This window comes from Halomicrobium sp. IBSBa, from assembly GCF_017612575.1.
GTDB lineage: Archaea > Halobacteriota > Halobacteria > Halobacteriales > Haloarculaceae > Halomicrobium.
Window position 1 is genome coordinate 110,794 of the sequence record NZ_JADPQC010000005.1, and the last position, 24,567, is coordinate 135,360.

The 24,567-nt window shown below is 65.9% G+C and carries 24 protein-coding genes; 7 read left to right on the forward strand and 17 right to left on the reverse strand.

Annotation, left to right across the window (positions count from 1 at the left end; all coding sequences use genetic code 11):
- The first annotated feature begins 33 nt into the window (after positions 1-33).
- Entirely contained in the window at positions 34-564 is a 531-nt protein-coding gene (locus IL252_RS13195; protein ID WP_208628361.1) for a hypothetical protein, read from the forward strand.
- Here the strand turns inward: IL252_RS13195 and IL252_RS13200 are convergent.
- Both IL252_RS13200 and IL252_RS13205 read right to left on the reverse strand, forming a co-directional pair.
- A complete protein-coding gene (locus IL252_RS13200; protein ID WP_208628362.1) occupies positions 561-1,217 on the reverse strand; it encodes a metalloregulator ArsR/SmtB family transcription factor in 657 nt (218 codons plus the stop codon). The genes IL252_RS13195 and IL252_RS13200 overlap by 4 nt on opposite strands.
- 55 nt (positions 1,218-1,272) lie before the next feature.
- Positions 1,273-2,379 (reverse strand): hypothetical protein, encoded by a 1,107-nt coding sequence (locus tag IL252_RS13205; RefSeq protein WP_244257138.1) that lies wholly within the window; start codon positions 2,377-2,379, stop codon positions 1,273-1,275.
- A 286-nt stretch (positions 2,380-2,665) separates the two neighbouring features.
- Between IL252_RS13205 and IL252_RS13210 the strand changes: the two genes are divergently transcribed.
- Genes IL252_RS13210 through IL252_RS13225 form a run of 4 tightly spaced genes read left to right on the forward strand, consistent with a single transcriptional unit; the run spans position 2,666 to position 6,046 of the window.
- A complete protein-coding gene (locus IL252_RS13210; RefSeq protein WP_208628364.1) occupies positions 2,666-3,010 on the forward strand; it encodes a DUF5802 family protein in 345 nt (114 codons plus the stop codon).
- Positions 3,011-3,062: 52 nt separating this feature from the next.
- The gene (locus IL252_RS13215) at positions 3,063-3,956 is read left to right on the forward strand and encodes a Vms1/Ankzf1 family peptidyl-tRNA hydrolase (RefSeq protein WP_170093510.1); all 894 of its coding nucleotides are present in this window, start codon (positions 3,063-3,065) and stop codon (positions 3,954-3,956) included.
- Between the two features lie 51 nt (positions 3,957-4,007).
- Entirely contained in the window at positions 4,008-5,021 is a 1,014-nt protein-coding gene (locus tag IL252_RS13220) for a DUF1611 domain-containing protein (protein WP_208628365.1), read from the forward strand.
- On the forward strand, positions 5,018-6,046 hold the full coding sequence (locus IL252_RS13225; RefSeq protein WP_208628366.1) for a dipeptide epimerase: 1,029 nt from the start codon (positions 5,018-5,020) through the stop codon (positions 6,044-6,046). Before IL252_RS13220 ends, IL252_RS13225 begins: the two co-directional genes overlap by 4 nt.
- 70 nt (positions 6,047-6,116) lie before the next feature.
- Here the strand turns inward: IL252_RS13225 and IL252_RS13230 are convergent, their stop codons facing one another.
- The 11 genes from IL252_RS13230 to IL252_RS13280 form a co-directional block, all read right to left on the reverse strand.
- Positions 6,117-7,829, reverse strand: a complete 1,713-nt coding sequence (locus IL252_RS13230; RefSeq protein WP_208628367.1) for a hypothetical protein — start codon at positions 7,827-7,829, stop codon at positions 6,117-6,119.
- A 139-nt stretch (positions 7,830-7,968) separates the two neighbouring features.
- On the reverse strand, positions 7,969-8,481 hold the full coding sequence (locus tag IL252_RS13235) for a gamma carbonic anhydrase family protein (RefSeq protein WP_018256424.1): 513 nt from the start codon (positions 8,479-8,481) through the stop codon (positions 7,969-7,971).
- Positions 8,482-8,660: 179 nt separating this feature from the next.
- Positions 8,661-8,813 carry a hypothetical protein gene (locus IL252_RS13240; protein WP_208628368.1) on the reverse strand — a complete coding sequence of 51 codons (153 nt, stop codon included), beginning with the start codon at positions 8,811-8,813 and terminating at the stop codon, positions 8,661-8,663.
- A 63-nt stretch (positions 8,814-8,876) separates the two neighbouring features.
- A complete protein-coding gene (locus IL252_RS13245) occupies positions 8,877-10,151 on the reverse strand; it encodes an RNA-guided endonuclease TnpB family protein (protein WP_208628369.1) in 1,275 nt (424 codons plus the stop codon).
- A gap of 7 nt (positions 10,152-10,158) precedes the next feature.
- Positions 10,159-10,686, reverse strand: a complete 528-nt coding sequence (locus IL252_RS13250) for a hypothetical protein (RefSeq protein ID WP_208628370.1) — start codon at positions 10,684-10,686, stop codon at positions 10,159-10,161.
- Positions 10,687-10,958: 272 nt separating this feature from the next.
- Positions 10,959-11,732 carry an ABC transporter permease gene (locus IL252_RS13255; RefSeq protein ID WP_208628371.1) on the reverse strand — a complete coding sequence of 258 codons (774 nt, stop codon included), beginning with the start codon at positions 11,730-11,732 and terminating at the stop codon, positions 10,959-10,961.
- Positions 11,729-12,736: an ABC transporter ATP-binding protein gene (locus IL252_RS13260; RefSeq protein ID WP_208628372.1), complete on the reverse strand. Its 1,008-nt coding sequence runs from the start codon at positions 12,734-12,736 to the stop codon at positions 11,729-11,731. Before IL252_RS13260 ends, IL252_RS13255 begins: the two co-directional genes overlap by 4 nt.
- Before the next feature lie 387 nt (positions 12,737-13,123).
- A complete protein-coding gene (locus IL252_RS13265; RefSeq protein WP_208628373.1) occupies positions 13,124-14,269 on the reverse strand; it encodes a signal peptidase I in 1,146 nt (381 codons plus the stop codon).
- Positions 14,270-14,311: 42 nt separating this feature from the next.
- Positions 14,312-15,199 (reverse strand): hypothetical protein, encoded by an 888-nt coding sequence (locus tag IL252_RS13270; RefSeq protein ID WP_208628374.1) that lies wholly within the window; start codon positions 15,197-15,199, stop codon positions 14,312-14,314.
- 55 nt (positions 15,200-15,254) lie between these two features.
- A complete protein-coding gene (locus tag IL252_RS13275) occupies positions 15,255-16,859 on the reverse strand; it encodes a CARDB domain-containing protein (protein ID WP_208628375.1) in 1,605 nt (534 codons plus the stop codon).
- A gap of 87 nt (positions 16,860-16,946) precedes the next feature.
- A complete protein-coding gene (locus IL252_RS13280) occupies positions 16,947-17,516 on the reverse strand; it encodes a hypothetical protein (RefSeq protein ID WP_208628376.1) in 570 nt (189 codons plus the stop codon).
- 258 nt (positions 17,517-17,774) lie between these two features.
- On the opposite strand from IL252_RS13280, the gene IL252_RS13285 reads away from it, so the two are divergent.
- The gene (locus IL252_RS13285) at positions 17,775-18,941 is read left to right on the forward strand and encodes a DUF5305 domain-containing protein (protein ID WP_208628377.1); all 1,167 of its coding nucleotides are present in this window, start codon (positions 17,775-17,777) and stop codon (positions 18,939-18,941) included.
- Between the two features lie 21 nt (positions 18,942-18,962).
- On the opposite strand, the gene IL252_RS13290 is transcribed toward IL252_RS13285, so the two are convergent.
- Complete coding sequence (locus IL252_RS13290) at positions 18,963-19,820, reverse strand: RICIN domain-containing protein (protein ID WP_244257142.1); 858 nt, start codon at positions 19,818-19,820, stop codon at positions 18,963-18,965.
- 147 nt (positions 19,821-19,967) lie between these two features.
- The gene (locus tag IL252_RS13295; protein ID WP_208628378.1) at positions 19,968-20,405 is read right to left on the reverse strand and encodes a universal stress protein; all 438 of its coding nucleotides are present in this window, start codon (positions 20,403-20,405) and stop codon (positions 19,968-19,970) included.
- A 142-nt stretch (positions 20,406-20,547) separates the two neighbouring features.
- Between IL252_RS13295 and thrS the strand changes: the two genes are divergently transcribed.
- Positions 20,548-22,470 carry a threonine--tRNA ligase gene (thrS, locus tag IL252_RS13300; RefSeq protein WP_208628379.1) on the forward strand — a complete coding sequence of 641 codons (1,923 nt, stop codon included), beginning with the start codon at positions 20,548-20,550 and terminating at the stop codon, positions 22,468-22,470.
- Here the strand turns inward: thrS and IL252_RS13305 are convergent, their stop codons facing one another.
- Both IL252_RS13305 and IL252_RS13310 read right to left on the reverse strand, forming a co-directional pair.
- A complete protein-coding gene (locus IL252_RS13305) occupies positions 22,471-23,502 on the reverse strand; it encodes a hypothetical protein (protein ID WP_208628380.1) in 1,032 nt (343 codons plus the stop codon). It abuts the gene before it with no gap.
- A 168-nt stretch (positions 23,503-23,670) separates the two neighbouring features.
- Positions 23,671-24,537 (reverse strand): PspA/IM30 family protein, encoded by an 867-nt coding sequence (locus IL252_RS13310; RefSeq protein ID WP_208628381.1) that lies wholly within the window; start codon positions 24,535-24,537, stop codon positions 23,671-23,673.
- Positions 24,538-24,567 lie beyond the last annotated feature (30 nt).

The following is a 24,567-nucleotide window of genomic DNA, read 5'->3' on the forward strand; positions in this document are numbered from 1 at the left end:
AGGCCCATACCCCAGGCGCTCACAGTGTGGTGTATGAGCGAGCGCACCGACGACCTGACGATCGACGAGGAGGCTGTCGACGAGGTCGGTGTGGGTGAGACGGACGCGTCGGTCGGCGGCACAGACGAGATCGCCGGGTTCGACACGGCGACCGACTTCGAGACCGACACCGACACGGCCGACGAGACGACGGCCGGCGGCGGGCTCCGGGGGCGCGTCGGCGACGCCGTTTCGCCGGTCTCGTTCGCCCTCCAGCTCGCGGGCGCACTCGTGGGGACGTTCGTGGTCGGCGGGGCGCTCCCGCTGGGACCCCTGAGCGGCGTCGTCGGCGTGCTGGCGGTGCTGTTCGTGTTGGGTGTGGTCTCGACCGACGCACGGTACGTCGAGGCGGGCACTGCCGGAGCCCTGGTCGGCGTCCTGACGACCGTGGTGGGATCGATCACGCTCTCGGTCGTCTCGGGCGGCCTCGTTCCGGTCGCGGGCGGCGTCGCCGGCGGGCTGGCCGCGCTGGTGGGCCACTACGCCGGCCGTGACCTCCGCGACGGGCTGACGCGAGACCTCTAGTCGGCCAGTTGCCAGCCGTCGGCGTGGCGCTCGACGATCCCCTCGTCGGCGAGCCACGCCAGCGCGTCCTCGACGAGTTCCGGTGGGGCCTCGACCTCGCTGCTGATACGCTCGACCGAGTGGATGCCGTTCGCGAGCGCGCTGACGATTTCGGCGGAGAGGCGGCCGTCTTCCCGGCCGTCGTCGATGCGCTCGCTGATGCGCTCCCGGAGGTCGGTCACCTGGCCCTGGACCCAGCGCTGGGCCAGCGACAGCTCGTTTTCGAGCTGTTCGAGTCGCTCCAGATCGCTGGCGAGTGACTGCAAGTCGTCGCCGTCGTCGTCGCCCACGTCGATGGTGAGGTGTCGACAGGAGCTCATGTCGAAGCCTCTACGGGCCGGGTACGCGCTCTTGGTCCCGAACTCGTAGGGCGAGACCCGGACTTCCAGCCGGAGGTTGCGGGCGATCGAGAAGTACTTGCGGCGCTGATCGTCGGTCCGGCTCTCGATGAGTCCCGCGTCTTCGAGCTTCTGGAGGTGGTCGATGACTGCTTTCGGGCTGACGCCGATGTACTCGCTGATCTCGGTCACGTAGCAGGGCTTGTGTGCTAACAGGCGCAAGATGCGACGGCGGTTCGCGTTCCCGAGGAGATCGAGCAGCTCGGCGGAGTCCATTCACCCCGGGGTAGGCTACCAGTGGGGAAAAGGGTGTCCCCTCGCCCGATGGGGATTACGGACCGTTGCCAGGGGCGTCGTCCGGCGGTCCTCCCGAGGAGTCTCCCCCGGGCGGACCGTCGTCAGATGGTCCGTTCCCGGACGACCCGCCGTCGGCGTCGTCGCCACCGTCGCCGTTCGCTGACGTACCGTCGCCGCTCGCCGACTCGCCGTCGTCCCGGTTCGAGTCGTCGCTCGTGCTCTGATCGGCGTCGTCTGTCGATCCCGTGTCGCTCTCGGACGCTGTGGACTGGGCCGTCGTTTCGGAGCCGTCGTCTGCCGTCCCACCGTCGGACCCGTTTTGCACACCCCCGCGCCTAGGGTCTGTCGTCCCACCCCTGTCAGCGCCGTCGTCTGCCGGCCCGGTCTCGTTGGGCGGCCCACTGCCGGGTCGTTCTCCTTCGGACGCCGGTCCGTCGCCCGCGGTCCCGTTACCGGGGCCTCGGTCGCCGGCTCCCGGCCCTCGCGTCGCGTTAGCGGCCGGTCCTCGCGTCGCGTTGTCCCCCGACGGCGGGCCGGCCTCGTCTGGCGGTCCCTGTCCGTCGCCGATTGAGTCCGGTGGTCCGGCGTTCGCCGGTGGCCCCTGTCCGGTTGCGATACCGCGGGCGACGCCCGGTACGTCGCCCGTCGTGACGTTCCGGGCCTGCCCCCGGAGCCGTTCGATGCCGGTCGGGTCGACGCCCGCGGTCCGTGCTGCGGTCGCGGTGTCGTCGATGCTGTGTCGGAGTGCGTTGATCTCACCGGCGAGTCGGCTGGTCCGGACCAGATACTCGGTTTCGTCGATCGAGCCGTTCTCGTAACGCTCCTGGAGTGTCTGGTTGCGCTCCTGGAGGCGCTGGAGTCGCCGCTCGATCTCGGTCGTCCTGTCGGTCGCCAGCCGCGCCTGCTCGGACTCGTTTGCCCGTTCGAAGCCGGCGGCCCACATCCCCGACTCGACGGTGTCGTTGGTCTCGGCGGCACTGGCCTGCATGAAGGCTGTCAGCTGTGCCCCCATGTCCGCCTCGGTCCCGTTCTCGGCTGTCTCGTTGGTGGCCTGCGCGTTCGCCCCGCTCGCCGGAAGCGCCGCCACGCCGACGGCGACGACCGCGAGGACGGCGACGAACGTGGCCTGCCGACTGTTCATGTTCACCTGCATGTGGTCGGGAGTGCATAAAAAACGATACTCACTGTTCGCACTGTTCAGCGCGGGCAGGTGTCGACTATGAACCGTTCACGCTGCTGATCGAGCGACCCTGCGGCGTCGAGAGCGTTCATTCGGCCCCGTCGAGCGGTTGGACCCGCTATCGCCGCCCGCCGTCAATCGCGACGGCTGTCTGGTTGACGACACGGCTAGCGGTGTGATTGCCCGACGTGATACCGTTCACGGCGAGGGTTTATATCATGGTATCACATACCACGAAACGTACTGTATGTTCGAACGATTCTCCCGTGGCTACTATCTGGGGCGACTGTACGTCGAGCCCAGCGCGGACGGCTCGCCTGCAATGTGCCGCGAGCAACACGAGCAGGTCAACCGACAGCTGTACACGGACGGTGAGGGCATAGAGCGGACAGACCGTCCGCTCGTCGTCAAGCTCGGCACCCGTCACCTCGCGGTCGAGGGCGACGATGCGGTGCCAGCCGACACGCTCGCCGTGCCGGAAGACGTACTCGCCGAGGTCGACGTGGCCAATCCACCGACGCTCCAGGAGGTCCTGCTCGCGAAGGCCGACCGAGCTCGACAGCTCCTCTCGATGACCGGGACCGCGCTGTGAACGCTGGACGCGGTGTGAACGTTTATACGTCAGGCCGTTCCGGTCTCAGTCGATGCTCGAAGAGCTGTTCGGCCGTCGATCGCTGAAAGCGCGCATCGAGGAGTTAGAGGAGGAGAAACGCCACCTCCAGCGCCAACTCGACGCCGAGCAGGACCGCCGTGCCGACGCCGTCAGCGACCGCCAGGCCGCACAGGAGCGCGTCAACCGACTCGAAGACCGCGTGACCGAACTCGAAGATCGCGTCCAGCGCCAGCAAGGCCAGTCCGGACGCGGCGAGTTCCGCCGGGAGGAGACCCTCTCGGGCGAGCGACTGGAGGGCGTCCTCGATCGACTCGACTCCGTCGAGACCGGGCCGGAGGGGGCACTGACCGCCTACGTCGCCGACGAACACGACCTCCCCGCCGCCGTCCGGGACGCGGTCGGCGACGACGCCCCGCTCGTCCGACGGGCCGCTCCGTGCCTGCTCGTCGTCGACGACGCGGGACTCGTCGCGACGACCCTCTCGACGCCCGTCTCGCCCGAACCGTTCGCCGAGTGGCGCGACGGGTTCGCGATCGATCGCACGTGGTTCGAGCCGACGGGCGAGTACGCGGTCGCGCTCGTGCGCTCCGACCTGTTCGCACTCGGCGAGTACGTGGGTCGGGAGCGGATCGCCTTCCACGGCTTCGACTCCGAACTCAAGAGCCAGCACTCGAAGGGCGGCTTCTCGCAGGCGCGTTTCGAACGCCTCCGGGACGCCCAGATCGACTCCCACGTCGACCGCTGTCTGGCCGCCATCGAGGAGCGCGACGCCGAGCGGCTCTACGTCGTCGGCGAGCGCAGCCTGCTCTCGAAGTTCGCCGACCGAGCCGACGCGACCCAGCCCGTCGACGCGACGGGCGAGCCCGAGGCGGCGCTCGCGGACGCCGTCCACGAGTTCTGGCGCGTCCAGCTGCGGGTGCTGTGACTGTCGGCGGCCGGGCGAGGTTTTACTCGGTGGGCGTGCGAGGTTCGACCTATGGACATCGCACTGCTCGCTCACGGACAGTTCCCCGGCCGGGCGAAGACGGCCGTTGGCGTGTTGCGCTACGGCGACCAGAACGTGCGGGCGGTGATCGACCGCGACACCGCTGGCGACCGCGTGAACGACCACGTGACGGACGGACAGGACGCGCCGATCGTCGAGAGCATGGACGACGTGCCGGCGGTCGACGCGCTGGTGATCGGGATCGCACCGATCGGCGGCGGGTTCGTCGAGTCGTGGCGGCCGGACGTTCGGACGGCGATCGAACGCGGCTGTGACGTGATCGCCGGGCTCCACACATTTCTGGCCGACGACCCCGAGCTTTCGACGCTGGCCGAACAGTACGACTGCGAACTCCGGGATCTGCGCGACCCGCCCGACGACCTGTCGGTCGCCGACGGGACCGCCGGGGCGGTCGACGCCGACGTGGTCCTGACCGTCGGCACCGACTGCTCGTCTGGGAAGATGACGGCCAGCTACGAGCTTCGCGACGCTGCCAGAGCACGGGGGATCGACGCCGCAGTCGTCCCGACCGGACAGACCGGCGTCCTGATCGAAGGGTGGGGGATCGTCGTCGACCGAGTGATCGCCGACTTCGCCGCCGGTGCCGTCGAGCGACTCGTCGAGGCGGCGGCCGAGGACCACGACCTGTTGATCGTCGAGGGCCAGGGGGCACTGGCACACCCCGCGTACTCCGGCGTGACGACGAGCATCCTCCACGGCGCACGACCGGACCGGCTCGTGCTCTGTCACGTCGCGGGCCGGACCGCGGTCAACGGGTACGAGGACACCGCGATTCCGCCGGTCGCGGAGTACGCCAGCCTCTACGAGTCGGTCGCTGCCCCGGTCGCGGACGCGCCCGTCGTCGCCGGCACGCTCAACACGCAGTCGTTGCACCCCGAGGCCGCCGATCGGGCTGTCTCGACGTACGCCGGCGAGCTGGGCGTTCCCGCGACGGATCCGGTCCGGTTCGGCGTCGACGATGACCTCCTGGCGGTGGTGACGTGAGGCTCTCGTGCCAGCGCCACGAGCTGCCGACAGACGATCCGTTCGAGATCGCGCGTGGCACGACGACCACCGCAGCCGTCGTGACGGTCGAAATAACACACGAAGGAACTACCGGCGTCGGCGGCGCAGCGCCCAGCGAGTACTACGGCGAGACGGCGGACTCGGTCTGTGAGGCCCTCGACGACCTCCGGCCGGTCGTCGAAGCGTGGGACGATCCCCACGCGAGCCAGCGTGTCGCGAACACGCTCGCGACCCGGCTTCCCGACGCCGCCGCGGTCCGGGCGGCCGTCTCGACGGCGCTCGCGGACCTGGCGGCGCGGGACCTCGGCGTCCCCTGCTATCGGCAGTGGGGGCTCGATCCGGCGGCGGCCCCCCGAACCTCGTACACGGTCGCCATCGCCGATCCCGAGACGATGGCCGAGCGCGCCGAGCGCGCGGTCGAAGCCGGGTACGACACGCTGAAAGTGAAGGTCGGGACCGACGACGACCGGAGTCGCATTCGAGCGGTCCGGCGCGGCGCACCCGACGCGACGCTGCGAGTCGACGCCAACTGCGCGTGGAGCCCCGCAGAAGCTATCGAGCAGGCCGACTGGCTGTCCCGGCGTGACGTGCAGTTCCTCGAACAGCCAGTAGCGGCCGACGATCTGGACGGTCTGGCACGGGTCGCCAGCGCCACGTCGCTGCCGGTCTGTGCCGACGAGAGCTGTGTCGCCGCCCCGGACGTGCCACGCGTGGCCGACGCCTGCGACCTCGTGACGGTGAAACTGATGAAGTGTGGCGGCGTCCGTCCCGCAGTCGAACAGATCCACGCCGCACACGCACACGGGCTCGACGTGCTGCTCGGCTGTATGCTCGAATCGAACGCGTCGATTGCGCCGGCCTGGCACCTCGCACCGCTCGTCGAGTACGCCGACCTCGACGGGGCCGCCCTCCTGTCGCGGGACCCGTACACTGGCGTTCCCCTCGACGGCGGACGCGCAGACCTCGGAAGCGTCACGCGGGGGACCGGCACTCGTCGGTGCTGAGTACGAGCGGCCGGGCCGTCGATCCGTGAAACGGACGCCGTCGGCAGACGGCAAACAGTGTCGCTCGACCTCACAGCCAGTCGGCGAACGTGTCGTGCTCGCGGCTCAGCTCGTAGTAGTCGCGCTGGGCCTCACAGATCGCGTCGGGCAGGTCGTGTTCCGAGAGGTACTCGCCGACCCGGTCGAGCTTCCACTGGCTCGGCGTGGTCCCGAGTGCCCGTCGTCGCTCGATCGGTGCCAGCATCTCGTCGATCTGGCTCTCGGGCACGTCCTGGCTCCCCAGCCCCCGCCGGGCGTACTCGAACACCTCGTCGTAGATCGCGTCGTGGTCGGTCGTGCGCTGGCCGTCGGCGGTCACCCAGGCGAGGTCGGCGTCCGGTCCCTCGCGGGCGGCGCTGTAGAAGCTCGCTTCTGCGTCCTGCCAGGGGAGTTCCGCGAGCGGATGGTCGGCGACGACAAGCCCGCGGAGCAGGCCGGCCGTCAGCACCTGGACGGCGATCGTGTCAGCGACCGTCGGCTGGGTGGGGATCGGCCGGTACTCGATTCGCAGGGACCGCTCGTCACCGGCTCCGTCGACGGGATCGCCCCCGATCACGCAGCGCAGCCACCGCCAGTAGGTCCCCCGCTTGTGGTCGAACTCCCAGTAGGTGTCGTGGAGTCCGCTCCGAGTGCCGTCCTCGATCCACTCCCGGGGGAACGGGGCGAACAGGTCGTCCTCGACGACGCGGTCGACGACCTCGGTCGTCGTCTCGATGTCGCTGGGGACTCGCACCTTGGGGTTCTCGCTGGTGTTGACCGACTGCTCGAAGGCGGCGATCCGGAGCTCGTGGTGGGTGTCTTCCAGCAGCGCCCGCGGGTCCTCGACCGCGTCGTACATGTCCGCCGGCAGGAGCGGCGAGTTCGCCGTCAGCGCGACGATCGGTCCCAGCGTCCGGATCGCCGCGTTGTAGTAGGCCGGGAACGCGTCGCTGTCGGGGATCTGGAGGTGTGGCTGGATCGAGGCGGTCAGGGACTCGAAGAGGATCGTCGGGAACGAGTGACTCGCGCCGGGCACCGAGAAGTCGATCTCGCCCCCGGCGTGGCCCAGCGCCTCGTTGTCCAGCGCCACGTAGCGTGGGTCCTGTCGCATGTTCTCGGCGAAGACGAACCCGTCGCGTTCCTCGACGTCCGAGAGGTACGACACGCTCCCCGCCGCTGGCGGAATCGTCCACATCGCGTCCAGCACGAGTTCGCGGTTGGCCTCGCGGGCCGCGTCGCGGGCCTTCTTGATGCGCATCTCGATCGAGGTCGTCTGGACCGCCAGCCCGGTCGGACCGAGCACGTCGGGATCGGTGTTGATCTCCGCGTTGTGGACGCCCAGCTCCTTGGCTGCAGCGGTCCCGAAGATCGACTCCGGAAGCTCGGCGAGTCGCCCCTCCCAGTCGTCGGGGTCCATATAAGGCTCGTCGGCCTCGTCGTCCCCGTCGGATTCGAACGAATCGTCGACAGCGTCCTCGCCCGCCGGTTCGAGTGAACCCAGATCACCGCCGCTGCCACCACTCAAGTCGGCGTCGAGTGTCGCCTCGTCGGGTTCGTCCTCGCCGTCGTCGTCCGTGACGGGTTCCGGCTCGGCGTCGATCGCGTACACCTCGACTTCGAGTCCGACCGCGAAGTCCTCGTTGTCGAAGGTGCCCGCCTCGATCGCGTCGCGCAGTTGGTCGGCCTGCTCGGCGATCCGTTCACGAAACTCCGCGTCGCTCTCCCCCGACAGCGACCGTCTCACCAGGTCGACCACGTCGTCCATGGCAGTGGTATGCGCGACCGGGGGAATTAGTGTTGTGCCTCTTCGGTCCGTTCAGAGTGCCGAGACACCGGGCTCGCGACGGTGAACGACTCGTGGACTCGCCGTCGGACCGATTCGTGCTCTTCCCGACCGCCCCACGCTACTCGAACAGCTCCTCGTGGCGGGCCGCGAGATTGGCGTAGTCCCCCGACGAGAAGGCTTCGAACACGGCCTCGGGGTCGATGGTCGTCTCGGACAGCGGCGTCACGGAGGCGGGGCTCCCACGGACGAACGAGTCCGGGGGCACGTCGTATCCCGGCGGCACGACTGTCCCCATCGCGACGATGGAGCCGGAGCCGATCGTCGCCTCGCTGACCGTCGAGTTGAACCCGACGAGCGCGCCGTCCTCGACGGTCGCGTCGTTGAGCACGGCCCCGTGCCCAACCATCACGTTCTCGCCGACTGTCGAAGCGTGGAGCGTGGCGTTGTCGCCGATGGCGCTCTCTCGTCCCACCTCGACCGGCCCCACGTCTCCCCGGAGGACGACGCCGGGCCAGACGTTCGCGTTGGCCTCGATCCGCACGTCGCCGACGACGGTCGCGTCGCTGCTGACGTGTGCGTAGCCGTTGATCGTCGGCGTCTCCCCTTCGAACGAGTACTCGCGACTGTCCATACACAGTGTAGGGTGGCAGTCGGCAAAAAGTGTCGGTCGAACTACACGGCCGTCGACGACGGGTGAGACGCCCACCGACACGCGACGATACCCCTCGCTCACACTGCCGGCTGTAACTCCGTGACGAGCTTCGCCACCCCGGGGTGGCGAAATCGGTCACAGATGTACGGCCGGGAGTATCAGTTCGCCCGGACCGCGTCGTCGAAGACGGGCTTGAGCCGGTGGACGGTCTGGTCGTCCACGGCGTTGGGATCGAGGTGGAAGTGAGCGACGGCGTCGACGCTGCGGAGCTGCCCGGTGAACATGTACAGGAACTTGAACGCCGCTTGCACGTCGTTGACATCCTCCCCGCTCTGAAGGGCGAGGATTCCCGACCGCCGTCGGGATATTGTGGTTTACGACGTGACCTGTTCTTGAGGTGCGAACGCACCAGTTTCCTTGTCAAACAAGAACGTCGATGGCTGTGCCAACCAGCCGTTACTCCTATCCTCTCCGTGAGGATTCGGAGATACTTTCTGCCGGATGTTCTCAGCACCGTTCACATCTGCGTTCGCCACCGTCTTACACTCATCACAGACGTACAACCCACGCTCCACGCGGTTCGCCTTCCGCTTCCGACCACAACACGAACACGACTTCGACGTGTCCCGCTCAGACACTTGCTTGACCGTGATGCCGTCCATCTCGGCTTTGTACGCAAGCATCGAAGTGAAGCGGTCGAACGCCCACGAATGCGGGTCGAGATTGCCGTGTTTCCCCCAGTTTTTCGACTCGTCTGTCTCTTCGTCCTCGCGGATGCCGGAGAGGTCGCCAACCACGATCGTACCAACACCTTCGTCCACACATCGCTGAACGATGTGTTTCGAGAGCGTGTGGAAGTAGTGAGTGCGACGAGCCGAGTTCTTCTGGTTCAACCGCGTAGCTTGCTCGGAGTCAGAATCGTCACATTGGGCGAGTCGCTTGCTGAAGTAGTAGTCGTCCTGCTTCAAGCAGTTGAGCGGGTACAGTTCGCTGTGACCGTCTTGGTAGGCGAGTGCGGCGAAGTTGTTGATGCCGAGGTCAACACCCACGGTCTTCTCACCGGGTGCTTCAGAAACCTCGATCTCGACTTTGCAGACGAAGTGGAGTTCCCACTCGTCGCCGGTCCAGACAGCCCGAACCTGTTGCACGGTCTCGACGGTGGAGAGGTCAATGTCGGGACGAGTCTGGTATTCGCAGAGGATGAAATCCGACCAGTATGCTTTGAGGTTCGAGCCTTTGCTGAGGCGGACTCGCTCGTAGTTGGTGTCGAGTTTGAAGCCGGCGGCTTTGAACGTGACCGTGCTTCGGGGATGGTCGTCGCCGTGTTTGCGGTACTTCGGCGGGTTGGCTCTCGTGTCTCCATTGCGTCGTTTGCCGTACCAGCCGTTGAACGCTTCAGCGAGTTGTTGAAGGACTCGCTGACTTGACTGAGAATGCAGGTCATCGTAGCGTTCGTGCGACTTCAGGTAGGTGGTGAGTTCGTTGTGACTGGGAATGTGGCCGATTTCAGACCACACTCGGTCGCAGACCCACCGTCCGACGTTCCAGAGTTTCGAGGCAGCGAACCCGAGCGAATCAAGGTCGTCAGACACCCGCTGCTGGTTCCTAATGGAAGCAGTGTAGGTGCGGGTAACGACCTGTTTCGCCATACATAACCTATGTAGTCAGAGTTACTGGAGAGTATGGATTGGAGCGTGGAATATCCAGCCGTGCAATCGAACGGTGGATTGCGTAGGAGTTGTCGGATTCATCCCCGCCCTGAAGGTCGGGGCTTTCTCCTCGTAGCCCCGTAAACTGCAGCGGCTCGGTCAGCGAGTCGAAGCAGACCACGAGCTGGCAGTCCGTATCCAGATCGTTCAGGTAGTTGTTCAGCTCCATCCCCAGCCCGGTGATGTCGTTGGGGTTGGCCGTGGTCACGGCGACGCTCGCGGACAGCTCCTCGCTCCCGTCGCCGGCCACGCCGCCCCGGTCGGCGACGTCGACGATTCCCAGCCGCGCCGGCAGTTCCTCGTGGGCCGACAGCCATGCCTCGACGCGTTCGGCCGCCGAGTCCGAGTAGGTGATCTGTAACACGTCCAGCGTCGCGGGCGGACCGACGTTCAGCAGCTGCGTACACTGCCGGTCTCTGGCCGCACTGAGCGACGGTGCCAGCGTGAGGACGTTCGTGCCCGGTGTGGCGGTCATTTCCCGTCTCCCGCAGCGCCGAGCTGGCGATCCCACGGTGTGGGTGTCTGGACTGGCACCAGCACAACGTCGGCCCAGCGAGACATATAGCTACGGGCTGGCGCTCACGCGGTGGTCAGATGAGAGAGCGAAACTGGACGGAGCGCCCTCGCAGTGCTCGACCGCTCGGTGACTCGCTGTCGTCCGAAGACGCCGTTGCCTCCCACCTCTCGCTGCTCTCTGTGGAGGGGGATTTCACTCGTCATCACGCTGGACTACTGCCACCGCCCCGTCTAGTAGTGCCCGAGAACGCCTCGCTTGCGTGCCTTTGCCGTCCCCACTCGGAATACTAGCAGTCCAATTGCCAGGTAAACACCCGACTGGCCGACCAGCAGTCCGAGGTCGAACGCCGGCAGTTCCCACACGTGGAGGCCAGCCGTCATCGTCCGTTGCAATAAGTCATTGCCCAGCGATAGCGGGAGGAGTTTCAACAGTGCGTACTCCTGGACCGGCAGGGCGATCAGCCCCGCAAACGAGAGCTGAATCAGCGGAAACACCTTCTCGATCTGCTTGTAGACGAGCGCCGCTCCTCCGAAGACGAATCCGAGGCCGACCACCGGGAGCAGCGTCAATACTCCCAGTACGACGGCTGAGAGCGGTGCAATGGAAAACCACGTCTCCGTCGTCACCATCATCACCAGCAGGAGGACGACGCCGGTAACGAACGTTCCAAGGAGGTTGACCACGGTCTTCATCGTGACAACCGCTGTGAAGCCGAACGGAGACATCGACAACTGCTCCAGAGTTCCCCACTGCGCCTCATCAGTTAGGTCGTGCGTGAGATCGGCATATGCCGACACCGCCATCGTAAAGAGGAGATACCCGACGACGAGCGATTCCACCGACCGGGAAATCACATCTTCTGCCACAAACTGCCCGCCGAAGAAAATGAGCGCGAAAAATACGTAGAGGGTCACGAACCCCACCACCGTGTTCACGAGATAGCGACGCGAGAGCGTCAGCGATTTGCTCGCGATCGCTCGAAACAGGACGAGATGGCGATTCACGACTCTCCCTCCTCTCGTGACGGCGATGCAGGTGTCGTCAGATCGACGAAGATGTCTTCCAGATCGGGCTCGATTTCGGTGAACGATCTGACCGTCGCGTCTGCCGTCCGCAGTACTTCGACACACTCGTAGAACTCCTCGCTGCCCGCGAGCGCGATTTCGAACGCCACGGAGTCGGTGTCGATCCGCCAGTCGTGCAGCTGGAAGCGGGTTTCGAGTTGCTCTCGGAGGTGTGCTTGCGATCTCCCCGCGAGTTGGACGTGGTATGATTGGGCCCGAAAGACATCGAGCAAGCTATCGACGGAATCGTCAGCGACGATGTCGCCGTCACTGAGAACGATCACGCGGTCGCAAACGGCTTCGATGATGTCCATGTCGTGACTCGTGATTACGATTGTCCTGTCTTCCTCCCTAGCGAGGCGTCGTAATTCGGTCTGGAGGTCGCGGGTCGTTTCCACGTCGAGGCCGAGCATCGGTTCGTCGAGGAAGAGGACGGGCGTTTCGCGGGCGAGCGTACAGCCGAGGGCGACTTTCTGCTTCATGCCACGAGAGAGATTTTTGGCCGGCTCGTCCGCCTTTCCGGTGAGTCCGAGCGTGTCGATAATTGCCTCGTGTCTGTCGACACGTGTCTGTGGAGCGATGCCGTGGAGGCCGGCGAAAAACGCGAGGTTTTCACGAACGCTCAGCCGCCAATAGACGTTGCGTGCGCCTTCGAGGACGGCACTCACGTAGTTGTACGCGCGTGAACGGGCCTCGTGTACGGGGACTCCGTGAATGGAGATCGTACCACTCGTGGGTGTGACGAGTCCGAGGATCGTTTTGACGGTCGTCGTTTTGCCAGCGCCGTTCGGGCCGAGCAGCCCGACAATGTGCCCGGCTCCGATATCGAACGAAACGTCATCTACGGCCGTGACACGACCACTCTCACCCGTATAGGTCTTTGTGAGCGACGAGACCGAAACTGCGGGGCCACCTTCTGGAGGGTCCGTTGGGCGGGAACACATCGTTCAGTGTCGGCTCGCTACTCGGAGAACTAATTTAAAAGTACGTACTAACTGGAAGGGAAGGAAGACAATCGGTAACAGTACGGGCGTACGTCTACAGGCGGTGCAGGCCGAGTGCCACGGGACTCGATCCCGAGACAGTTCACAGACGGGACGGAGGCGAGTACCCGACGCGGGTACGGGCGACTCACGCAACGGTCTGGCACTTCTATCTCGGGCGTCGAGATGAACAGAGAGGTCGTGCCGTCGGCTGGAGTCGCGAACCGCACCACAGACGGCCGTCGGTCGGAATCGCTCTCCCACCGGTCATACGGAACGTTGTCGTTGCGTACCGGTGAGTATCTCCCCCGTCTAGCGCTCACCGGGACATCGCTACAACCGTCCGTATCAGTCCAAACGACGGCGGACTCTGGTTCCCAGTGACGCGTTCCCGCCCTCGCGGACCCTGACAGTCCGGAACCCGACGACGCGACTCACCACGAGCGTCGTGACACCCACCAGTACGGCGTTGACCGCGGCGAGTGCGAGCAGCGGGTGTCGCTCGTGGAGCGCGGCGACGACCGGGGCGGGCAGCACGTGGAGATAGCGATACTCCGTCACCGACAGGACGGTCTGCTCGCCCGGCTCGGGTGCGGTCGCCGACACCGACAGCGTCGCGGCCTGTCCGGGTCCCACGGTCAGTTGCTCGTCGAGGACGCTGGTACCGGCACTCTCGCCCTCGAACACGAGCACGATCGGGACCAGTCCGTAGTTGTCGACACCGATCTCCCAGGTCGCGTCGTCGCCGGGGACGATGTCCGGGCTCTGGGCGACGGTGTCGCCGTCGACGACCAGCTCCTGCGTGCCGTTGCCCACGAGCATGGCGGCGTTGGCCGGGACCAGCACTGCGAGCACCAGCAGTATCGTCGCGGTCCGCGCGTTCAGCAGTCCGGGTCGATCACGCGACCGCTCGGTGCTGCGCTTGCGGTCGTCGTCCACCACGAGCGTGAGGGCGAACAGCACGAACCCCACCGCAAAGAGGACGACGCCCGAACCCTGCCGGTCCAGCGAGTCGCCGAATCCCACGAGCTGTGCGAAACTGGACTGTAGCGCGAGGACGCCCTCCTGGACCGCACCGACCCCCACGCCGAGCGCCGGGATGACGACGACCGTGCCGTCGATCTGGAGTGCGTGGGCGACGATCTGGTCGTCGGTCACCGGCGGTTCGGGACCGTCCTGGTCGGTAAAGGGGTTGGCGTCGCCCTTCGTGATGTACCCCTCGTCGGTCTCGCCGACGACGCGGTGGGTGGTCAGTCCACCGCCCTGGAGCTCTCGGGCCTCGTAGACGACGACGTCGCCTTCGTCGACGCTCCCGGCGAGCACGGACGGCACCGCGACGAAGCCGTCGCCGGTGTCGATCGTCGGCTCCATGCTCCCAGTCTCGACGTACGAAAACAGGATCGGCTGGCCGAGGATCGCCCCGAGCACCAGTGCCGCGACGGCGACGATCGCGGCCACTTCGAGCACGGTCCCGACGGTCGCGCGAACTGACACGGGGCGACGTAGACGCCCGAGCGACAAAAGCGTTCTCGGCCGTCAGATCGGTGTTTCCTCGCCCGGCAACTGGGCCCCGACCTCGACGGTCGTGTACGTCGCGATGAACCCCAGCGCGTACCCCAGCAGGTGAACGTAGACGTTGACCACGGTCGCCCCCGTCGCCGTCGTCGGCGGGAAGGCGACGAAGAAAAACGAGACGAAGACGACGCCGGAAAAGCCCAGTAGCTCGGCGTTGCCCGGCCGGTAGGAGATCCCGCGGAGCTTCCGGACGACATCAGTCACACGATCCGGGGCCGAGAGCCAGTACAGCAGCGCCGCCAGAATCGCTGTCAGGATCAGTCCGGCAGTGCCCAGCCACACTGTCGCTCGATCTTGCTGGACCGACTGGACGCTCAGCCCCGCGACGAGTGCGATACCCAGGAAGAAGAGAGTCGGTGCGACCGTCTCACTGGGCCCGACGTCGGCGTGGGCTTCGAGGAAGTCTGCCAGTGCCAGCGGGAGGTAGCCCACGAAGGCCATCGTCACTCCGGAGAAGCCGGTGCCGGCGGCCGGGCGAACGACCGCCAGATTGAGGTACGACAGCAAGACCGGGAACACCAGAACGAACGTGAAGAAAGCCGCGAAAAAGCGGCTCCGACGCCCGCTCGCGACGCTCAGCAGGTACGCTACCGGGACGACGAGGAAGTATCCCACGACGTTGACCGCGAGGTGGGACGTACTGAGGTGGACGAACGGCGCGGTCGCCGCCGTCAGCAACGTCGGGTCCGTGTACTCGAAGACCAGCGACTGCCGCGTCGACAGCGGCAGGAGAAAGACCAGCCCCAGCAGTATCGGAACCGAAAACAGAACCGCGATGTCGGTCGGGTGGAGGCCACTCCAGCGTGGCGTGATCCGATCAGACCTCTCGACGGGGCTCCGATTGCTCATGACTCGCTCGACCGGAGATGCGCCCGTCTCACGCTTGAGCGTTCTCACCGAAATATCAGCGCTGAAAATCGGACTCGGTCCCAGAGTCGGCCGTCTCGACGCGGAGGGTCGCGATCGCCTCGACGGCGTCGGCTTCGAGCACCAGCCGGACGGCGAGGGAACCACCGGCCGGAATCGCGTTGGGCGACGTATCGTCGTCGGGGAACTCGGTAACGTCGTCGCCGTCGGCGCTCTGGACGGTCACACCGTCCGTGACCGGCGCTCCCTCCTCGTCGACGGCGACGACCCGCACGCTCGCGGCGCTGGCTGCGGTGTTTCTGATCGTAAACGCCGGATCGAGCGTCACGGGCTCGCCGTCGGGCACGTCGTAGCCGAGGATCGTGCGCTCGTCGTCGGTCTCGCTGACCGTGGCGGACCCGTCGCCGACGAGTTCCAGCGTCGGCGGGCTCTCGTCGGCGAGGACGACCACGAAGTCGGCGTCGTCGGACCGCCACAGGACGAACAGTACCAGACCGGCGGCGAGCAGGACCAGCCCGCCGAGCAGCGCCGGGGCGAAGCCACCGATCTCCAGTGGCGACTGACTCTGCTCGTCGACCGTGACGGTCACCGACTCGTTCTGGCCCTGAATCTCGTAGGACCCCGGCGCGTCGAAGGTGACTGTGCCGCTGACGGTCGTCCGTTCGCCCGGTTCGAGCGTCACCGTCTCGGACGCGATCACGCCGCCACCGCCGCGGATCTCGATCGTCCTCGTCGCGGTGTCCGGCCCGCGGTTCTCGACGGTCGCCGTCACTGTGACCGTCTCGCCGACGGTCGGCGACTCGGGGTCGGTCGTCAGGCCGACCACTTCGATCCCCGCTGTCGACGCATTTGTCGGCTGGCCGCCGCCACCGACCTCGGTCCGGGTCGGCGTTGGCGTCGCGGTTCCGGGAGTGGCGGTGCCGTCGTCCGTCGGCGTCGCGGTGTCGCCCGTCGTGCCGCCGCCGGTCGAGCCACCCGTCGAGCCGCTGCCCGTGCCGCCGCCTGTGCCGCTGCCCGCGGTGTCGGTCGGCGTCGCGGTGTCGGTCGCGTTGTCGCCAGGGATCTCGGTGGGTGTCGAAGTATCCGTCGGCGTCTCGGTCGCGGCTGGCGGTCCGCCGGTGTCGCCGCCGCCGGTGTCGCCACCACCCGTTCCGCCGCCGGTGTCGCCGCCGCCCGTTCCGCCCTCGCTGGTCTCGTCGGGGATCGCTCCCCGGAGCGTGATCGACTCCATGACGATGCCGGGGGTCCCACTCTCGACGACGAACCCGATGCGTACGGACTCGCCGTCGGTGAGCGTCACCGGATCGGTCTCGTCTTCGACGGACGCGCCGGTGTCCATCCGGTAGAAGTCGACGGCGGAACGGTCGTCTTCGATCCAGACGCTGGCCTCCGCCAGATCAGTGCCGAGGACGAACACGTCGTCGACGACAGTTCGCGAGTCCGGATTCAGGTTCGATATCTCGACGCGAAGCTGCCCGTCCGGTCCGATCTCGGCGTACTGCTCTCCGTTGGCCGTGTCGGCGGGATCGAGGTAGACGCCACGGACGGCCTCGTCACCGGTCGTGAACGCACCAGTAGTCGTGGCGATGGCGAAAGCACCGACTACCAGGAGTGCGAGGAACAGCGACCGATGAGTGTCCATCTCGTTACCTTACCATTCGTCGTGCTCGTTTTGCCGCCGGCTGGGCAGTCGCCACGGTCCTGTCGCCTGTCTATCAGGGAGCCGACCTTAGTTCTCGTTCGCGACGATCACGAGCGATCCGTTTCCGTCGGTGTCGGGGGAGTCCGGCACTTCTTTGCCGGCCTTGACCGTCGCTTTGAGGTCGAGCGATTCTCCGCTGCTGCCCGAAGAGCCGCCTGTCAGTGGGTTCTGTGCGCTATCGAGTTCGAAAGTCACGATCGCATCGAGATCGCCGACGGTACCGATGCCGATCGTCGCGCTGTCACTGGGAGTACTGCCCGAGGGTCCGTTCAGCTGGATGTCCACGTCGGTCGTGGAGTTGTTCGTGATCGTGACGACGGAGTCGATGATCGTCGTCGCGTCGTCGTTCAGCCCCTCTGCACCGCCACCAGTACTCGTACCGAGTGCTTCACCGATGTTGATGGTCAGCGTGTCGCTGTTGTCGTTCGTGACGTAGGTGCCGTCTCCTGCGAGACCGATCAGACCGCTCGCGTCACCGGTGGTGGTGACTGCGACCGTTCGGTCTGCCTGGACCTGTGTCAGGGCACCGCTGCCCAGGACTGCGCCGCTTCCAACTGCTGCTGTGCCAATGCCGATGAGTAGGTTCCGTCGATTCATAATTCACTCGACCACCCACCAAGGTGGTTACCATAACATGTTTCCCCACTCATAAATAACTTGTGCGTCTATCGCGTCCCGAAACGGAAATATCGGACGATTCATACGGTCTATTGCGTGTTTGTCGTTGCCACACCCTCAGTACGACGGCGTCGGATCACTGTTGGCGATGTGATATGGCGGTCGACCGGACGGCCCCGAATACGATCGCCGTTCCGACCGTCACGTCTTTGGTAGTGGCCCAGACAGTAGCGTGCAATGGGAACGGGCGACGGTTCGGCGTGGGTACTGCGTTCGCGTCACCTGCTCGCACAGTACCTCGCGATCGCGGTGGTCGTCTGTCTGGTGCTGGCCGGAGCCGGTGGGTTCGTCGCTTACGCCGAGTACAGCGCGCCCGACACGACGACCGAGCAACGCGTCACCGCCTCGTGGACGACCGACAGCTCGTTCGCCCACCAGGCCACCGTCGAGCGCTCGACGCGGGCCTTCGAGGCGGGCACGGTCCTCCGGAACCGATCGGCGTACCTGTTCCGCGTGACGCCGGCACTGGCCGGCGAGCACCGCTTCCGGCACGAGGGCGCTCCCGAGGCGGCGACCGTCGCGACGGACGTGCGACTGGTCAAACGCTCGATCGGCGGAACCGGCGACGACCGGACCGAGTTCTGGCGCGTCACCGACTCGCTGGCCTCGAAGGAGACGACGGTCGCACCCGGCGAGAGCGCACGCACGAGCTTTCGAGTGAACGTCTCCCAGCAGCGCAACGAGACCAGACAGATCGAGCGCGAACTCGGCGGGACGCCGGGGCGCATCGAGCTGTTCGTCCGCGTCACGACGCGGGTGACGACCACCGTCGACGGGGAGCAACTGGAACGGAGCCGGACCGAGCGACTGACGATCCGGCCCGGTACCGCCACGTACGCGGTCGCGGCGAACACGACCGGACGACAGGAGGAACCGGTTCGGACCGAGACCGTCTCCGTCCCCGTCGAGAAGAACACCGCCCGGATCTACGGCGGCGCGGCCTTCGCGGCCTTCTCGCTACTCGCCGCGGCGGGACTGGTCTTCGCCGACCGTCGCGATCGGCTGGCCGTCCCACCCGAAACGGTGGCCGCCTTGCAGACCGAACGGACGCGCGACCGCTTCGACGAGTGGATCTCGGTCGGGCGCGTCCCCGAACCGGACGACGACGAGCGCGTCGTCACCGTCGACTCGCTGGCGGACCTGGTCGACGTGGCGATCGACAGCGATCGCCGCGTGATCGAGGACGGCGACGACGGCCGGTTCGTGGTGCTCGTCGATCGGGTGCGGTACTGCTACGAGCCCCGAGCCCCGACGATCGACTCGACGGATTCGGTGGCCGACGGCTCGAACGGGGCGACCGACGCCGTCGGCGAAGACGACCCGATAGGAGACGACGACAGCTGAGCCGCCACGCCGTCTCCGGTGTCACACCTGCGTTATCTTCCAGAACTGGTTTTTGACGCTCGGATTCGATCCCTTCCAGGGCCACTGGATCGCCGCCGCGCCCCATCTGGTATCACCGCCATCGATGTCGATGACGTATCCGCTCCCCTCGTTTTCGATCCGATACCGATCTGGTGCGTTCGGTATCGGCACGACGTTCCAGCGCTGGTATGCCGTTCCGTCTGGGGATTCGAGTATCAGTGGTGACCCGCTGCTGTCGCGATTCTCCGGCGCGATAACGCCGTCACGCTGATAATACTCTATCGTGTACGCACAGCCGTCGTCGGTCGGGGTAAGTATCCACGAAGTGGGGAAACCCAGTTGCTCGACTCTGCCATTTCCCCACCAGCTAGGGTCGTACCCCAAATACAGATCAGAGTGGACCGGTGAGAGCCGGTACTGTCCTTCACTGAGCGGTGGCGTCGTCACCCGTCGCGTCAGATCGATTTCCGTGCCTGGTCCCGTCGCGCTAATTCGCACCTCGTCTGCGGTGCCACTGGCCGGAGCGAACTGCACGTCGACGGTGTTGCCGGACCCCGGCGGCAGCGGGAACTGGACGCGCTTGCGCCGCCGTTCCGTTCGCGGATGCAACACGTCGATAGCGTCGGTCTCGATTTCGACGACGAACTGGTCCTGGCCGTTGTTCGTCAGCGAGAACCCGCCACCGCATCCCGACGTGCCCTCGATACCCAGCAACGCGTCGGCGTCGGAAACGACGTCGACGGACGCCTGTCGATTCGCCGTGGACTTCGTCAGCCCGAGCGTCTGTCCCGCGAGGAGAGCGCCACCGCTCCCCATGAGGGCCAGCGCACCGCGACGCGTGAGCGTTCGCCTGTCCACCACCAGTCACCACCGAAATATACGGTTGGTAACAGGAAATTACTGAGGGGGAAACATTAAGCTTGTTCTCCATTCACCGGTCGATATCGCCCCGTACTGTTGGCTGTCACTTCGTGACGGTCCGGCACCTGCGGGTGGCGAAACCGATCACTCGATGTTGACGACCAGTACCGGCACGTCGACGCCCTTCAAGACGCGTTCGGTGACGCTGCCAAGCGTGGCGACCCGATCGCGACCCGTCTGGCCGTGAGTCCCCATCGTGACCACGTCGACGTCGTTGTTCGTCGCGTACTTCTGAATCGTCTTGTGCGGGATCCCCTCCTCCATCGCAGTCTCGACCGTCACTCCGGCGTCTTCGGCGGTCACCGTCACGTCGTCGATCGCGACTTCGCCCTGTTCGCGCAGCGCCTCGATAACGTCGTCCTGGGTCTCCTTGTCGGCCGCGAGGAAGCGCCGACGGTCGACCACGTACAGGACGTGCAGCGTCGCGTCGTGGTTCCGGGCCAGCGTGAGCGCGTGGCTAACGGTGTCTTCGGTGCCCTTGCTTCCGTCGGTCGGCAGCAAAATGTCGTCGTACGTCTCCATCGTTCGCCCTTTCGTCGGCCTCCCCAATATGTGTGGTCCCGTCGTGGCGTCCCCCGTGACGATTCACTGCCCACGCAGCCGACGAACAGGCCGGCCGCTCCGTCTCAATACACTTATCCCACCGTGTCGTTTTGTGCCGTCCATGAGCACGGTCACGGTCACGCTACCGGATGGCTCCCCCCTCGAACTCGAGGCCGGGGCCACCGTCGAGGACGCCGCCTACGAGATCGGCCCGGGTCTCGGCTCGGACACGGTCGCCGGCGTCGTCGACGGTGAGCTCGTCGACAAACACACCCCGCTGCCCGACGACGCAGCGCTCGAAATCGTCACAGACGGGGCCGACGAGTACGTCGACGTGCTTCGCCACTCGGCGGCGCACGTCTTCGCACAGGCGCTCCAGCGACTGTACCCGGAGGCGGAGCTGACACTGGGACCGTGGACCGACGACGGCTTCTACTACGACGTGACCGGCGTCGACCTCGACGAGGACGACCTCGACGACATCGAGGACGAGGCCCACGAGATCATCGCAGAGGACCTCGACATCGAACGCGTCATGCTCGACCGCGAAGAGGCGCTCGATCGCTACGAGGACAACGAGTACAAGCAGGAGATTCTGGAGACCGAAGCAGCGGGCGAGGACCCCGTCTCCTTCTACGAACAGGGCGAGTTCTACGACCTCTGTCAGGGCCCCCACGTCGAGTCGACCGGCGAGATCGGCGGCTTCGCGCTGCTGGAGATGTCGGCCTCGTACTGGCGCGGCGACGAGGACAACGACACCCTCACGCGGGTGTACGGCACCGCGTTCCCGACCGAAGAGGAACTCGACGAGTACATGGAGCGCCGCCAGAAGGCCAAGGAACGCGACCACCGCAAGATCGGCCAGGAGATGGACCTGTTCTCCATCGACGAGACGACGGGTCCGGGACTTCCGCTGTACGAGCCCAACGGGAAGACGGTCCTCAACGAGCTTTCCGACTACGTCGCTGAACTGAACCGTGAGGCCGGCTACGACGAGGTCGAGACGCCCCACGTCTTCCGCACCGAGCTGTGGAAGAAGTCGGGCCACTACGACAACTACGTCGACGACATGTTCCTGCTGGACGTCAACGACGAGGAGTACGGCCTCAAGCCGATGAACTGTCCGGGCCACGCGACGATCTTCGACCAGCAGTCCTGGTCCTATCGCGACCTGCCGATCCGCTACTTCGAGGACGGGAAGGTCTATCGCAAGGAGCAGCGCGGCGAGCTGTCGGGACTCTCGCGGACGTGGTCGTTCACGATCGACGACGGCCACCTGTTCGTCCGACCCGACCAGATCGAGGCGGAGGTCCTGTCGATCATGGACATCATCCTCGACATCCTGGACACGTTCTCGCTCGACTACACCGTCCAGTTCGCGACCCGCCCCGAGAAGTCCACCGGCAGCGACGAGATCTGGGAGAAGGCAGAGTCCCAGCTCGAAGCGGTGTTAGAGCAAGAGGGCATCGACTACGTCGTCGAGGAGGGCGACGGCGCGTTCTACGGCCCGAAGATCGACTTCGCCTTCGAGGACGCGCTGGGTCGCCACTGGGACGGCCCGACCGTCCAGCTGGACTTCAACATGCCCGACCGGTTCGACCTGACGTACACGGGTGAGGACAACGAGGACCACCGCCCGGTGATGATCCACCGCGCGCTCTATGGCAGCTACGAGCGGTTCTTCATGGTGCTCATCGAGCACTACAACGGGAAGTTCCCGCCGTGGCTCGCGCCCGAGCAGGTCCGCATCCTCCCCGTGTCGGACGACAACATCGACTACTGCGAGGAGATCGCAGAGGAACTCGACGACTTCCGCGTCGAGATCGAGGATCGCTCGTGGACGGTCGGCAAGAAGATCCAGGTCGCCCACGACGACAAGGTGCCATACATGATGGTCATCGGCGACGACGAGGAAGCGGCCGGGACCATCTCCGTCCGGGACCGCAAGGAACGCGAGGAGAAAGACCTCCAACTGGCCGACTTCAAGCAGCACCTCGAACGCGAGGTCGAGCAGAAGCGCACCGCCGTCACGTACCTCGTGTAGTCACGCGTCTCCGTTTTCGTCGCCTCCGGAGTGGACGGTGTCTCTGAGGACGAACGGGCCGATCGACAGCGTCCGCTTCGCGACGGTGACGATCCGCAGGATATAGGCCAGCAGGAGGACGAACGGGACCAGCGCGACCGTCGTCGCGGCGCTGACCAGCCAGACGACGCTGTCGACGCCGAGGACGGCTCCCTGCACGACGGCCGTCTGTCCGCCGTAGAGGATCATGCCGGCCGAGACGATCAGCGCCGGGACGGCGGCGTACGCGATCGCCCGCGAGAGCTCGATCAGTTCCCACTGAAAGTACAGCGTCTTGACGTGCTCGCGGGCCGGCCCGAAGAGCGTCAGCGTCTCGACGAGGTCGTCGAGCGTTTCGGCCGCGTCGTCGCCGGTCCCGTCGGCCGCCCTCAGCCGGCGTGCCTCGTAGATCTTGCTCGCGTAGTTGAAGTTCAGTGCGGCGAACACGACCTCGAAGGTACCGAACTGGGACGCTTCGAGGTCGTCGCCGACGGCATCGGCGTCTGCAACGAGGTCGTCGGCGAACGAACGCAATTGCTCGTCGCCGCTTCCCTCGGCCGCCGTCTGTAGTGTCGCGGCCTGGCGACCGACCGCCGCGACGAGCGACCGGAGAAAGCTCGCCGGATCCGGGGGCGTCACGTCGCTGTCGATGACCGACTCGACCGACCGCCGGAACGACATGGCACCGTCCATCCGTTCCCGTTGGTCCCCCAGCGCCCCGAGTTCCTGTGACAGCACCAGCTGAGAGAGCGTCACGACGAGCGTGACGCCGGTGATGATCGCCGTCAGCAACCCCTGGAACAGCGTCTCGACGGGATCCGAACCGTCCATGGTCGCCCGCAGGTCGGTCCCGGAGACCTGACTCAGTGCCACGAGCGCGACGAAGACCGACAGGAGCGCGAGCGCCGCCACCACGCGTCGGTCCGCGCCGAGCAACAGCCAGAGTTTCCAGCGGCTCTCGTCGGCGCGTTCTCGCATCGTCCCGGCACCGACGTCACTGTCGGCAGTTGGCATAGCTGCCCGTTCGAAGGCCACGCACTTATAGCACCGATCGGGGCGACAGACGAGACGGCGATCCGGTCGTTGGCGCTCGCAAACTGCTTATACTGCCGGCTGTACATCTGTGACCGATTTCGCCACCCCGGGGTGGCGAAGCTCTTCACGAAGTGACAGCCGGCAGTATTAGGACTGTTCGTCCTCTTTGAGGTCTTCGAGCTCGCTCTCGACTTCGCTGTCGGAGACCTCGGGCGTCTCCACGTCGGCCTCGCCGTTGCCCCCTGCCAGCTCGGCTTCGAGGTCGTCGGTCGTGACCTCGGCGTCTGCGCTCTCGTCGCTCGTCTCGTCGGCGTCGCCTTTGCCCATCTCGGCTTTCAGCGTGTCGAGTTCGGCGTCGACCTCGCCTTTCGACTGGATATCTTCGAGTTCGCGGTCGAGCTGGTCCTTGTCGCTGAGCGCGTCCTCGAAGACGCCCTCGTCTTGGAGTTCGTCCATCGCCTGGGAGCGGGCCTCCATCTTCTCGGTGCGTTCCTCCGCGCGCTCGATCGCACGTCCCACGTCTTTCATCTCGTCGCCGGCTCCCGTCATCGCCTCGTTGACTCGCTTGGAGGCCTCGGCGGCCTCGTAGCGTGCCTTCATCGTCTCTTTCTTGGTCTTGAACTGCTCGATGCGCTGCTGGAGCTGGTCTTTCTGTTCGACGAGCCCCTCCTGCTGGCTCTGGAGCTGCTGGATCTGGCTGTCGAGCTCCTCGATCTGGCTCATCTTCTGCTTTTTCTTTTCGAGGGCCTTCCGGGCCAGATCCTCGCGATCCTGCTCGATCGCCTGCCGGGCCTGTTCGTTGTGGTTCTCGACGTTCTCTTCGAGTCTGCGTTTCTGGATCTCCAGGCGCTTTTTCTGGGTGGTCAGGTCGGCGATCCCTTCCTTCACGTCCTGGAGTTCGTCCCGCAGTTGCTCGTAGGAGTAGTCGAGCGTCTCGTTCGGGTCCTCGGCGCTGTTGAGGACGGCGTTCAGTTTCGACCGGATGACGTACGATGCGCGCGAGAGGATTCCCATACCCCGTCTTCGGGGGCCGCGCCTTAAAAT